This window comes from Streptomyces mexicanus (assembly GCF_902506575.1).
GTDB lineage: Bacteria > Actinomycetota > Actinomycetes > Streptomycetales > Streptomycetaceae > Streptomyces > Streptomyces mexicanus.
This window is the reverse complement of sequence record NZ_LR732544.1, coordinates 2,120,088-2,133,344: the sequence shown is the minus strand read 5'-3', so window position 1 is coordinate 2,133,344 and position 13,257 is coordinate 2,120,088. Positions and strand designations below refer to the sequence as shown.

The 13,257-nt window shown below is 74.0% G+C and carries 8 protein-coding genes; 3 read left to right on the top strand and 5 right to left on the bottom strand.

Annotation, left to right across the window (positions count from 1 at the left end; all coding sequences use genetic code 11):
- The 4 genes from GV126_RS09550 to GV126_RS09535 all read right to left on the bottom strand — a co-directional run.
- Positions 1-1,048: ADP-ribosylglycohydrolase family protein (locus tag GV126_RS09550; RefSeq protein WP_159664431.1), on the bottom strand; the 1,048-nt coding region annotated here is incomplete at its 3' end.
- Entirely contained in the window at positions 1,036-2,226 is a 1,191-nt protein-coding gene (locus tag GV126_RS09545; RefSeq protein ID WP_159664429.1) for an ADP-ribosylglycohydrolase family protein, read from the bottom strand. The genes GV126_RS09550 and GV126_RS09545, both read right to left, overlap by 13 nt.
- Positions 2,223-3,356, bottom strand: a complete 1,134-nt coding sequence (locus tag GV126_RS09540) for an ADP-ribosylglycohydrolase family protein (protein WP_159664427.1) — start codon at positions 3,354-3,356, stop codon at positions 2,223-2,225. The genes GV126_RS09545 and GV126_RS09540 overlap by 4 nt, the downstream gene beginning before the upstream one ends.
- The gene (locus GV126_RS09535; RefSeq protein ID WP_159664425.1) at positions 3,353-4,498 is read right to left on the bottom strand and encodes an ADP-ribosylglycohydrolase family protein; all 1,146 of its coding nucleotides are present in this window, start codon (positions 4,496-4,498) and stop codon (positions 3,353-3,355) included. The genes GV126_RS09540 and GV126_RS09535 overlap by 4 nt, the downstream gene beginning before the upstream one ends.
- A 275-nt stretch (positions 4,499-4,773) precedes the next feature.
- Between GV126_RS09535 and GV126_RS09530 the strand changes: the two genes are divergently transcribed.
- From GV126_RS09530 to GV126_RS09520, 3 genes are all read left to right on the top strand, one after another.
- Positions 4,774-5,505, top strand: a complete 732-nt coding sequence (locus tag GV126_RS09530) for a VIT1/CCC1 transporter family protein (protein ID WP_159664423.1) — start codon at positions 4,774-4,776, stop codon at positions 5,503-5,505.
- 478 nt (positions 5,506-5,983) lie between these two features.
- Complete coding sequence (gene gltB, locus GV126_RS09525) at positions 5,984-10,495, top strand: glutamate synthase large subunit (RefSeq protein WP_159673478.1); 4,512 nt, start codon at positions 5,984-5,986, stop codon at positions 10,493-10,495.
- Positions 10,488-11,951, top strand: coding sequence for a glutamate synthase subunit beta (locus GV126_RS09520; protein WP_159664421.1), 1,464 nt, complete (start codon positions 10,488-10,490; stop codon positions 11,949-11,951). The genes gltB and GV126_RS09520 overlap by 8 nt, the downstream gene beginning before the upstream one ends.
- Positions 11,952-12,088: 137 nt before the next feature.
- On the opposite strand, the gene GV126_RS09515 is transcribed toward GV126_RS09520, so the two are convergent.
- Positions 12,089-12,988, bottom strand: coding sequence for a hypothetical protein (locus tag GV126_RS09515; RefSeq protein WP_159664419.1), 900 nt, complete (start codon positions 12,986-12,988; stop codon positions 12,089-12,091).
- Positions 12,989-13,257 lie beyond the last annotated feature (269 nt).

Sequence of the window (13,257 nt, the reverse complement as noted above, 5' to 3'; positions counted from 1 at the left end):
TCGCGGCGGCGGCGACGAGGGCGGCGGCGAACATCGCGGCGTAGACGCCGTTGGCGGTGTGGGTGAGGACGGCGTCCCGGTGGGCCTGCTCGGCGGCGGCACCGGGGGCGCCGGGGTTGGTCCAGCCGTGCATGTCGGCGCGGATCAGGGCGCCGGTCCACTCGCGGAAGGGGTTGCGGTGGCGGGCGGTGTGCGGCGGGTCGATGCCGAGGAGGAGGGTGCGGTAGGCGACGCGTTCGGCGGGGAAGGGGCGGCCGGCGGGCAGTTCCTCCAGCCACAGCCGGGCGAGGGCGGCGGGGGGGAAGGCGCGGCCGGGGCGCTGCAGGAGCAGCAGGGTGAGCAGGGGGTGGTTCAGGTCGTCGTCCTCCGGCATGCCGTCGATGTTCTCGGCGAGCGGCGTGGCCGCGGAACGACGGTTCCAGGGGTGGCGCGCGGCCAGGTCCTCGGGCACGCCGCGGGCGGTGAACCACGTGGTCAGCGGCCAGTTTCCGGTGGCCTGGGCGAGCAGGCGGATCCCCTCAAGGGGCAGCTTCTCCACGGGCTTGCCCAGCAGGCACCCGGCGGCCCGCCCCAGCCAGGCGGCCTCCAGCCGGACCACGTCGACGCCGCCCGCACGGTCCGGGACGGCGTTCCCGTCGGCCGTACGGCACTCCGGGGCGGCATCGGCAGGGGCCGTACGGCGGTCCGGGGCGGCACCAGCGGGGTCTGTACGGGCCCGCCCGGCCGCCCCGTCACCCGCACGGTCCCGGGCGGCCCGGGCGGGCGCCGGCCAGTCGGGGCACAGGGCCTTGATCGCGGCCAGGTCGGTCGGCTCGGCCTCGGCCAGGGTGCTGGGCAGCTCGGCGAGTTCGTCCAGCAGGTCCTCCGCGAGCAGCCGCAGGTAGCGGGAGACCGGCTGCGGGGAGGCACCCGCCCGGGCGGGCGCCTCCGGGCCGCCCGCGGCGCGCCACCGCGCGGCGACCGCCGACGGCTCGCGGCCGTCCTGCACCGCCTGGCGCAGTTCGTGGCCGAGCAGGTCCTCCGGCTGGACCCAGGTCAGTCGGAGCATCGCGGACCTCCCATCGCGGCCACGGCCCGCTCGTGCGCGCGCCGCCGCCGTACGTCTCGTTCGAAGACCTCGCGCGCCACCGCGGCCAGCGTGCGCGCCGGTTCCCACAGGTCCAGGCGGCTGGCCTCGGCCACCGTCTTCGCCCAGTCGTCGGGGACGGGCGAGCCCAGCGCTCCGGCCAGCGCCCCGGCCATGGTGGCGATGGAGTCGCAGTCGCGGCCGTAGTTGACCGCGCCGAGGACGGCCTGCCGGTACTCCCCGCGGGCGACCACGAGCAGGCCCAGCGCGATCGGCAGTTCCTCGATCGCGTGCAGCCGGGAGGGACGGCGGGCGCCCAGCGAGGGGGCGCGGTAGTCCGAGCCCACGGTGTCGTACGGGGCGACGGCCGCCCGCAGGGGCGCCAGCGCGGACTCGACGTCCGGGTGGCGCGCGGCCTCCTCGCACACCTTCTCGATCGCCGCCCGGGTGCCGTCCTTGGCCAGGGACAGGCAGGCCGCCACGACCGAGTCCGCGCTCGCGCCCGGTGTGCAGGCCGCCGCCACGGCGGCCGCGAGGACGCCCGCCGCCTCCCTGCCGTAGGACGACTGGTGGGCGCCCGCGACGTCCAGGGCCTCGGCGTACGCCCCGGCCGGGTCGGCCGCGTTGACCAGGCCGACCGGCGCCATGTACATCGCCGCCCCGCAGTTGACGATGTTGCCGGTGCCGGCCTCGCGCGGGTCCACGTGCCCGTAGTGCAGCCGGGCCACCAGCCACTTCTCCGCCAGGAACAGCCGGTGCAGGGGCAGTGCCTCGCGCTCCAGCTCCGGGATCCAGCGCGGCTGCGTCATCAGGTCGGGGACCAGGTGATCGGCGACGGCGTAGGCGTCGAGGTGGTCGCGGACGCGGTCGTAGACCCGGACCAGCGCATGCGTCATGAGGGTGTCGTCGGTGACGTGTCCGTCGCCCTTGTGGTACGGGGCCAGCGGGCGGGCGGTCGCCCAGTCGTCGCCGTGCCAGGGGCCGACGACGCCGTGCACCCGGCCGCCGTGGCGGCGCAGGATCTGGTCGGGGGAGTAGCCCTCGACGGGGCCGCCGAGGGCGTCGCCGACGGCCGCGCCGACGAGCGCACCGGTGATCCGCTCGTCCCAGGTCGCGGCGGAAGGACCGGATGCCCGGATTTCTTCTCCAGTGGGCGTCATGCCCGCATCATCCCCTCCGGCAGGTCCGGTTGTGCGGCTTCCAGGAGCCCGGCGAGTTCCACCAGGTCCGTGCCGGTCAGGCGGGGCAGGGCGCAGCCGGCGAGGGTGCGGCAGGCCGCGCGCCAGGACGCGGGGATCGACGCGCCGCCGCCCAGCGCCCCGGTCAGCGCGCCGGCCAGGGCGGGGGCGGAGTCGGCCAGGCGGGACAGGCAGGCCGCGGCGGGCAGCGCCTCGGCGATCCGGCCGTCCGCCGCCCGGGGCAGCGCGAGGGCGACCGGCACCGCTTCCGCGGCGGCGACGCCGTAGCTGTAGACGTGGTCGACGATCTCGTGCTCCAGCGGCGGCACCAGTGCGAACGCGCCGTCACCGGCCGAGGCCAGGCGCAGGGCGCGCCGGGCGTTGCGGCCGATCTCCGTCTCCTCGGGCAGTTCGGCCACGGCGGCGGTGACGCAGTGCTCCACCCCGGCGCCCGCCAGCGCCAGCGCGAGCGCCGCCGCCATCGCGCGGGCGCCGTGCACGCCGTCGCCGTCCTGGGTGTAGCGGGCGTCGAACTCGGCGAGGTCGGCGGCGGCGCGCGGCTCGCCCGGATGGGCCACGGCCAGCGCGCAGGCCCGGACGCAGGCGGCGTCGTCGAAGTAGTGCGGGTTGTCGTGGCCGCTGGCGGGCGGGCGCGGCCCGGCGGCGGGGTTGCCCGGTCCGGCCCGCACGGAGATACGGGCGCGCAGCGGGGGCACCGCGGACTCCACCTCGACGGCGCGCTCGCCCGCCGCGGCGACCTCGGCGGCCACGGCGCTCCAGGTCAGGTCGAGCGCGGCCCGCAGCCGGCGCTCCCGGCCGAGATCGCCGAGCGGGCCGTCCTGCCCGGCGCGCGGCGCCGCCTGTGCCGCGAACACCGCCCACTCGGCGTCGTCGGAGGGGCCGAGGAGCAGCGGTTCGGGCGGCTGGTTGAGCGCGACGGGCACGGGCAGCGTGGTCGTCGCCTGCTGTTCGGCGAAGGTGTCCAGCTCGCGGGTGAGCCGCCGGGTCCACTCCGGCATCCGCGCGGCCCGGTGCCGTGCCGCGGGCCACCCGGCGGCGTCCCCGGCGGCCAGCCCGATCAGCAGCCCCTCCACCCGCCGCCGGCCGCTCACGTTGCGGCCTCCCCGTCGTCGGGGGCCGGTACGCGGGCCGGGGACGGCTCGGGGACGGGCCGGGCGTCCGCGCCGGGCAGCGGCGGCACGGCGAGCGGCGCGGACGCCACCGGCAGCGCCGGCGCCGTCGCCGGGGCCGCTGCGGCGGCGGCCGGGTGCGCGGACCGGGCGCGGGCCACGAGCATGTCCGCGGCGTGCAGGACGTGCCGCCCCGCCATCGACGGCAGGCAGGCGCCGCGGGCCGGGCCGATGGCCGCCGCCCACTCCTGCGGGACGGCGCCGGCGCCCTGGGTCGCGCCGGCCAGGGCGCCGGCGACGGCGGCGGTGGTGTCGGCGTCGCGGCCCATGTTGACCGCGGTCAGCACCGCCCGGCGGACGTCGCCGTCGGCGCAGGCGTAGGCGCCGAAGGCGAGGGCGACCGCCTCGGGTGCCAGGTCGGGCCAGGGGTAGCCGGCGACGACCACGGCGGAGCGCACGGCCCGCTCGCCGTGGCGCGCCGCGGCCGTGGCCCGGCGCAGCGAGCGGGCCGGCCAGGAGTCCTCCGGGACGGCGGCGAGCGCGGCCGCCACGACCGCGACGGGCGGCGCGCCCGCCATGGCCGCCGCGACGCCGGCGGCCACCGCCCGCCCGCCGTGGATGCCCTCGCCCTCGTGGCTGACCGAGCCGTCGATCGCCGCCAGCCGGGCGGCCTCGGCGGGGCGTCCGGCGGCGAACACCCCGTGCGGCGCCGCCCGCATGGCCAGCCCGTCGCTCCAGGCGTGCCGGTGCTGGGCGCAGGCGGGGACGGCCAGGCCCCGGCGCAGGCTCTCCAGGGGGCCGCGCTCGCTGAAGCCGGCCCCCCTCAAGGAGCCCTCGGCGCGGTCGGCGAGGGGCTCGTGCCAGGCCGCCTCCACGTGGGCGGGGGTCAGCGCGGATCCGTGCCGGACCAGCAGCAGCGCGGAGAACAGCGCGTACTCGGTGTCGTCGGTGCCGGCCGGGTGGTCGGTGACGTAGCCGGTGATGCGCCCCCAGCGGGCGCGGATCTGCGAGGGCCGCAGGTTCTCCGCGGGAGCCCCGAGTGCGTCGCCGACGGCGAGGCCGAGCAGTGCGCCGCGCGCCCGGTCGCGCGAGGGGACCGGAGGGACGCCGGCGGTCGGGGCCATCGCGGGGTCTCCTCTCCGGGGCACCGGTGAAGCCGGCGCGGAACCCTTTGCGGAACTGTCCCCCGAGCCGGGGTGTCCCGCAGCCTGCGCGGCCCCAGCATCACCCGTACGACATGTGTGTGAAGCATCGCTCTGATGAGCGGCGCGCCGCGAAAGCGCAGGTAAGTGCAGCCTTTCCTTGCTGGCGACGGGGAAATTTCCGGCGTAGATTCGGCGTTGTCGAAAAGTAGAATGCGTCCAAAAGTAAGCCAAGCCTAAGCTCTCTGGGGGACCCCGTGGCCATCCTCGACACCGAAGCGCCGCTCCATCAGGCACACCGCGACAACCACACGCACCGCGACGTCAACGGCGGCTGGCTGCGCCCGGCGGTCTTCGGCGCGATGGACGGCCTGGTCTCCAACCTCGCCCTGATGACCGGTGTCGCGGGTGGATCGGTCGGTCAGCACACCATCGTGCTCACCGGGCTCGCCGGGCTGGCCGCCGGCGCCTTCTCGATGGCGGCCGGCGAGTACACCTCCGTGGCCTCCCAGCGTGAGCTGGTCGAGGCCGAGCTGGACGTCGAGCGGCGCGAGCTGCGCAAGCACCCGCAGGACGAGGAGGACGAGCTGGCCGCCCTCTACGTCGCCCGGGGTGTCGAGCCCGACCTCGCCCGCCAGGTGGCCCGGCAGCTGTCGCAGGATCCGGAGCAGGCGCTGGAGATCCACGCCCGCGAGGAGCTGGGTGTGGACCCGGGCGACCTGCCCTCCCCGCTCGTCGCCGCCGTGTCCTCCTTCGGCTCCTTCGCGCTCGGCGCGCTGCTGCCCGTCCTGCCGTACTTGCTGGGCGCGAGCGCACTGTGGCCCGCCGTGCTGCTGGCCCTGTTCGGGCTGTTCGCCTGCGGTGCGGTGGTGGCCAAGGTGACCGCGCGCAGCTGGTGGTACAGCGGTTTGCGGCAGCTTGTCCTGGGTGGTGCCGCGGCCGGTGTGACGTACGCCCTGGGCAGCCTGTTCGGAACGGCCGTAGGATGACGTGGCTGGAACTTATGCGTCGGGTCGTATAAGTAGCCGTTACCCGCTGGTTTCGACCGCGTGACCACCGGGCATGAGCCGTAAGCGCTGTGGGCAATGAGGCCTGCCGTGCGACCCTTGTGGGGATGGCGACGACGCCGCCCTCCCCGCCCCCCTCCGGGCCGGCGGGCGTGGATCCATCGATTCCGTCCGCGTCGGCCCCCACCGAGACCTCCACCGCCGGGCGCGCGGAAACCCCGCCGTCGACCCCGTGGTGTCCGCATGTTGGAACGGATTATCCGCTTCCCGAGAACCGCTCCATCATGTAACCTGCACGAAATTTCGCCACTTGCGCAGAGGGCCAACGTCGTCCCTCGGCACCAGCACATGCCACCTGACGACGACGGGAGAGCCGATGCGTACGCCGCGCCAGCCGTCCCAGCATTCCGAGAACGGCCGAAACTGGTCGTTCATGGATGCTCGCCCTGCTGCGCAGGGTATGTACGACCCCCGCAACGAGCACGACGCCTGCGGCGTCGGTTTCGTGGCCACCCTCACCGGCGAGGCCAGCCACACGCTCGTCGAACAGGCGCTGACCGTGCTGCGCAACCTGGAGCACCGCGGCGCCACCGGCTCCGAGCCGGACTCCGGTGACGGCGCCGGCCTGCTCTCCCAGGTACCCGACGCGTTCCTGCGCGAGGTGGCCGGATTCGAGCTGCCCGCCGCCGGTGCCTACGCGGTCGGCATCGCCTTCCTGCCCGAGGACGGCACCGCCGACGCCATCTCGAAGATCGAGACGATCGCGGCCGAGGAGGACCTCACCGTCCTCGGCTGGCGCGAAGTGCCCGTCGCCCCCGAGCTGCTGGGCGCGACCGCCCGCTCCACCATGCCGGTCTTCCGCCAGCTGTTCGTCGCCGACGGCGCGAGCGAGGGCATCGCCCTGGACCGCAAGGCGTTCGTGCTGCGCAAGCGCGCCGAACGCGAGGTGGGCGTCTACTTCCCGTCGCTGTCCGCGCGCACCCTCGTCTACAAGGGCATGCTCACCACCGGCCAGCTCGAGCCGTTCTTCCCGGACCTGTCCGACCGCCGCTTCGCCTCCGCGATCGCGCTCGTGCACTCCCGGTTCTCCACGAACACCTTCCCCAGCTGGCCGCTGGCCCACCCCTACCGCTTCGTCGCGCACAACGGCGAGATCAACACCGTCCAGGGCAACCGCAACTGGATGCGCGCCCGCGAGTCCCAGCTGGACTCCGACCTGTTCGGCGGCAAGGAGAAGCTGGAGCGGATCTTCCCGGTGTGCACGCCCGGCGCCTCCGACTCCGCCTCCTTCGACGAGGTCCTGGAGCTGCTCCACCTCGGCGGGCGCTCCCTGCCGCACTCGGTGCTGATGATGATCCCCGAGGCGTGGGAGAACCACGCCTCCATGGACCCGGCCCGCCGCGCCTTCTACGAGTACCACTCCACGATGATGGAGCCCTGGGACGGCCCGGCCTGCGTCTGCTTCACCGACGGCACCCAGGTCGGCGCCGTGCTCGACCGCAACGGCCTGCGCCCCGGCCGCTACTGGGTCACCGACGACGGCCTGGTCGTCCTCGGCTCCGAGGTCGGCGTCCTCGACATCGACCCCGCCAAGGTCGTGCGCAAGGGCCGCCTGCAGCCCGGCCGCATGTTCCTCGTCGACACCGCCGAGCACCGCATCATCGAGGACGACGAGATCAAGGCGTCCCTGGCCGCCGAGCAGCCCTACGCCGAGTGGCTGCAGGCCGGCGAGATCGAGCTGGGCGACCTGCCCGAGCGCGAGCACATCGTCCACACCCACGCCTCGGTCACCCGCCGCCAGCAGACCTTCGGCTACACCGAGGAGGAGCTGCGCGTCATCCTCGCGCCGATGGCCCGCACCGGCGCCGAGCCGATCGGTTCCATGGGCACCGACAGCCCCATCGCCGCGCTCTCCGAGCGCCCGCGGCTGCTGTTCGACTACTTCACCCAGCTGTTCGCGCAGGTCACCAATCCGCCGCTGGACGCCATCCGCGAGGAACTGGTCACCTCCCTGCGCTCCTCGCTGGGCCCGCAGGGCAACCTGCTGGAGCCGACCGCCGCGTCCTGTCGCAGCGTCGTGCTGCCCTTCCCGGTGATCGACAACGACGAGCTGGCCAAGCTCATCCACATCAACGCCGACGGCGACCTGCCCGGCTTCAAGGCCGCGACCCTCTCCGGCCTGTACCGGGTCTCCGGCGGCGGCGAGGCGCTGGCCGCCCGGATCGAGGAGATCTGCGCCGAGGCCGACGCGGCCATCGACAACGGCGCCCGCCTGATCGTCCTGTCCGACCGGCACTCCGACGCCGAGCACGCGCCGATCCCGTCGCTGCTGCTGACCGCGGCCGTCCACCACCACCTCATCCGCACCAAGCAGCGCACCCACGTGGGCCTGCTCGTGGAGGCCGGCGACGTCCGCGAGGTCCACCACGTCGCCCTGCTCATCGGCTACGGCGCCGCCGCCGTCAACCCCTACCTGGCGATGGAGTCGGTGGAGGACCTGCTGCGCGCGGGCACCTTCCTCGACGGCATCGAGCCGGAGCAGGCCATCAAGAACCTGATCTACGCGCTCGGCAAGGGCGTGCTGAAGGTCATGTCGAAGATGGGCATCTCCACCGTCGCCTCCTACCGCGGCGCCCAGGTCTTCGAAGCCGTCGGCCTGGACGAGGAGTTCGTCGACAAGTACTTCAACGGCACCACCACCAAGATCGGCGGCGTCGGCATCGACGTCATCGCCCAGGAGGTCGCCGCACGCCACGCCAAGGCCTACCCGGCCTCCGGCATCGCCCCGGCGCACCGCGCCCTGGAGATCGGCGGCGAGTACCAGTGGCGCCGCGAGGGCGAGCCGCACCTGTTCGACCCGGAGACGGTCTTCCGCCTCCAGCACTCCACGCGCACCGGCCGCTACGACATCTTCAAGAAGTACACCGAGCGCGTGAACGAGCAGTCCGAGCGCCTGATGACGCTGCGCGGCCTGTTCGGCTTCAAGTCCGACCGGAAGCCGATCCCGATCGAGGAGGTCGAGCCGGCCTCCGAGATCGTCAAGCGGTTCTCCACCGGTGCGATGTCCTACGGCTCCATCTCCAAGGAGGCGCACGAGACCCTCGCCATCGCCATGAACCAGCTGGGCGGCAAGTCCAACACCGGTGAGGGCGGCGAGGACCCCGAGCGCCTGTACGACCCGGCGCGGCGCAGCGCGATCAAGCAGGTCGCCTCCGGCCGCTTCGGCGTCACCTCCGAGTACCTGGTCAACGCCGACGACATCCAGATCAAGATGGCCCAGGGCGCCAAGCCCGGCGAGGGCGGCCAGCTGCCCGGCCACAAGGTGTACCCGTGGGTGGCCAAGACCCGGCACTCCACGCCGGGCGTGGGGCTCATCTCCCCGCCGCCGCACCACGACATCTACTCCATCGAGGACCTGGCCCAGCTGATCCACGACCTGAAGAACGCCAACCCCCAGGCGCGGATCCACGTCAAGCTGGTCTCCGAGGTCGGCGTCGGCACGGTCGCCGCGGGTGTGTCCAAGGCCCACGCGGACGTCGTGCTGATCTCCGGCCACGACGGCGGCACCGGCGCCTCCCCGCTGACCTCGCTCAAGCACGCGGGCGGCCCCTGGGAGCTGGGCCTGGCCGAGACCCAGCAGACCCTGCTGCTCAACGGCCTGCGCGACCGGATCGTCGTGCAGACCGACGGCCAGCTCAAGACCGGCCGCGACGTGGTCGTCGCCGCGCTGCTGGGCGCCGAGGAGTTCGGTTTCGCGACCGCCCCCCTCGTCGTCTCCGGCTGCGTGATGATGCGCGTGTGCCACCTGGACACCTGCCCGGTCGGCATCGCCACCCAGAACCCGGTGCTGCGCGAGCGCTTCGCGGGCAAGGCCGAGTACATCGTGAACTTCTTCCGGTTCATCGCCGAAGAGGTCCGCGAGCTGCTGGCCGAACTGGGCTTCCGCTCCATCGAGGAGGCCGTCGGTCACGCCGAGGTGCTGGACGTCGAGCGCGCGGTGAACCACTGGAAGGCCCAGGGCCTGGACCTCCAGCCGCTGTTCCACGTGCCCGAGTTGCCCGCCGGCGCCGTGCGCCACCAGGTCGTCGCCCAGGACCACGGCCTGGAGAAGGCCCTGGACAACGAGCTGATCAAGCTCGCCGCGGATGCCCTGTCCGCCCCCGGCACCGCCGAGGCCCAGCCGGTGCGCGCCCAGGTGCCCATCCGCAACATCAACCGCACGGTCGGCACCATGCTCGGCCACGAGGTGACGAAGAAGTTCGGCGGCGCGGGCCTGCCCGACGACACCATCGACATCACTTTCATCGGCTCCGCCGGCCAGTCCTTCGGCGCGTTCGTCCCGCGCGGCATCACGCTGCGCCTGGAGGGCGACGCCAACGACTACGTCGGCAAGGGCCTCTCCGGCGGCCGGATCATCGTCCGCCCGGACCGCGCGGCCGACCACCTCGCCGAGTACAGCGTCATCGCCGGCAACACCCTCGGCTACGGCGCCACCGGCGGCGAGATGTTCCTGCGCGGCAAGGTCGGCGAACGCTTCTGCGTCCGCAACTCCGGCGCCACGGTCGTCTCCGAGGGCGTGGGCGACCACGGCTGCGAGTACATGACCGGCGGCCGGGCGGTCGTCCTCGGCGAGACCGGCCGCAACTTCGCGGCCGGCATGTCCGGCGGCATCGCCTACGTCATCGACCTCGACCCCGACAACGTCAACGCCGGCAACGCCGGCTGCGTCGAGGCGCTGGACGAGGCCGACAAGCAGTGGCTGCACGAGGTGGTGCGCCGCCACCAGCAGGAGACGGGCTCCACCGTCGCCGAGAAGCTGCTGGCCGAGTGGGACACCGCCGTCGAACGCTTCAGCAAGATCATCCCCAGCACCTACAAGGCAGTGCTCGCCGCCAAGGACGCCGCCGAGCGAGCCGGTCTGTCCGAGACCGAGATCACCGAGAAGATGATGGAGGCGGCGATCAATGGCTGACCCGAAGGGCTTTTTGAACCACGGCCGTGAGGTCGCCAGGACCCGCCCGGTCGAAGAGCGCGTCAAGGACTGGAACGAGGTCTACGTCCCCGGCTCCCTGCTGCCGATCATCTCCCAGCAGGCCAGCCGGTGCATGGACTGCGGCATCCCGTTCTGCCACAACGGCTGCCCGCTCGGGAACCTGATCCCCGAGTGGAACGACTACGCCTACCGCGAGGACTGGACCGCGGCCTCCGAGCGCCTGCACGCCACGAACAACTTCCCCGAGTTCACCGGCCGGCTGTGCCCCGCGCCGTGCGAGTCGGCGTGCGTGCTGGGCATCAACCAGCAGCCGGTGACCATCAAGAACGTCGAGGTCTCCATCATCGACAAGGCGTGGGAGGCCGGCGGCGTCGCCCCGCAGATCCCCGAGCGCCTGTCGGGCAAGACCGTCGCGGTCATCGGCTCGGGCCCCTCGGGCCTGGCCGCCGCCCAGCAGCTCACCCGCGCCGGCCACACGGTCGCCGTCTACGAGCGTGCCGACCGCATCGGCGGCCTGCTCCGCTACGGCATCCCCGAGTTCAAGATGGAGAAGCGGCACATCAACCGCCGCATCGAGCAGATGCGCGCGGAGGGCACCCGCTTCCGCACCGGCGTCGAGATCGGCCGCGACATCAGCGCGAGCGACCTGCGCAAGCGCTACGACGCCGTCGTCCTGGCCGTGGGCGCCACCACCGCCCGCGACCTGCCGGTGCCCGGCCGCGAACTCAAGGGCATCTACCAGGCCATGGAGTACCTGCCGCTGGCCAACAAGGTGCAGGAGGGCGACTACGTCACCTCCCCGATCTCCGCCGAGGGCAAGCACGTCGTCGTCATCGGCGGCGGCGACACCGGCGCGGACTGCGTGGGCACCGCCCACCGCCAGGGCGCGGCCTCCGTCACCCAGCTGGAGATCATGCCCCGCCCGAACGAGGAGCGGAACCCGGTCAGCCAGCCCCGGCCGACCTTCCCGATCCTCTACAAGGTCACCTCCGCGCACGAGGAGGGCGGCGAGCGGATCTACTCCGCCTCCACCACCCACTTCGAGGGCGACGAGGACGGCAACGTGCAGTGGCTGCACCTGACCGAGGTCGAGTTCGTCGACGGCAAGCTGACCCCGAAGCCGGGCACGGAACGCAAGATCCCCGCCCAGCTGGTCACCCTCGCCATGGGCTTCACCGGCACCGACCGCGACAACGGCCTGGTCGAGCAGCTGGGCCTGGAACTGGACGCGCGCGGTAACATCGCTCGCGACGCCGACTTCCAGACCAACGTCCCGGGCGTCTTCGTCGCCGGCGACGCCGGCCGCGGCCAGTCGCTCATCGTGTGGGCGATCGCCGAGGGCCGCTCCGCCGCCCGCGGCGTGGACCGCTACCTGACGGGCGCCAGCGACCTGCCGGCCCCGATCCGCCCGACGGACCGAGCCCTGGCGGTCTGACCGGCGCACCCGAAACGTCCCGTACAACGGCGTACGGAACACCCACGGCGCCTGCCCACCCGTCCCCGACCGGACACCCGGGCAGGCGCCGTAGCACGTCCGCGGCGGGACGCCGTACGGCCCGCGGGGCGCCCTGCCTACGTGTCGCACTCCAGCACCGTCCGGCACAGCCCGCACCGCGCCCGTACCCGGCCCCGCACCGGCACCCTGATGCGCTGGTGGCAGGTCGGGCAGGGGAACGACACCCGCAGCGGCTCCTGCCCGGCCGGAGTGAAGGAGTACGGCGCCTGCGGCTGCCCGGCGGGCAGCCGGCCGTGGTCCTGCACATGGCGGCGGTCCCGGGCGTAGCGGCGGCGGCCCACCCAGCCGGCGGCCGTGAGCGGCGGCTGCCGGCCGTCCCGCCGGGCCAGCGCCAGCCCCTCGACGTAGGCCTCGTAGCCCTGCGGGCTGGTGAACCACGTCGACGGGTCCTCGTCGAACACCAGCGCCCGCTTGGCCAGGACGTAGCCGAACTCCTCCGGGGTGAGATAGCCGAGCTTCTGCGAGGAGACCCCGTCCTGCCGGAACGCGTCCAGCAGCAGCCAGCCCGCGCCCAGGTAGGTCGCCGCCGTGTCCGTGAGGATCTCGTTGTCCCGCATGCCCGGGAACGACAGGTCCAGGCGGTGCAGGCAGACGTGCATCACCTCGTGCGCGAGAGCGGCGCCGATGTCCCGCCGATGGGTGCGGAAACGGTCGTTCAGCTCCACGAAGTACTCCGGGCCCGCCGTCAGCTCCACGTTCGCCGCGTGCGTCATCTCCCGGAAGCTGACGATCAGGCGGGCGTCCGGCAGCCCGTAGTGCCGCACCAGCTCCCGCGCCACCCGCTGGGCGCCCAGATGCAGGTCGTCGGTGTCGCAGAACGCCACGTCCACGGGGGCCACGCTGGTCGCGAACGTGCGCACGCCGGTGTACGACAGCCGGCGGTACAGCGCCGTGATCGCGGCGCGCACCGTCTCCAGATGCGGGTAGCCGTGCTCGACCGGTCCGTCGTCCGCCACGTCCGTACCCCCAAAGACGCCTGGCCTTTCTCCCACTCTAGGGCGGAGCGCATCGATCATCCCCGGACCGTTCAGGCGGTTCCCGGGCCGTTCCCCGCCCGCACCCGGGCCGTCCTCGGCACCCCCCCCCGCCCCCCCCGCCGCGCGCCCCCCCCCGCCCCCCCCCGCCCCCGCCCGCCCCCCCCCCCCCCCCCCCCCACCCCCCCCCCCCCCCCCCTGGCCCGGCCGCGCTCCCCCCGCGTCCCCCGCCCCCCCCCCCTCCCGGCCCA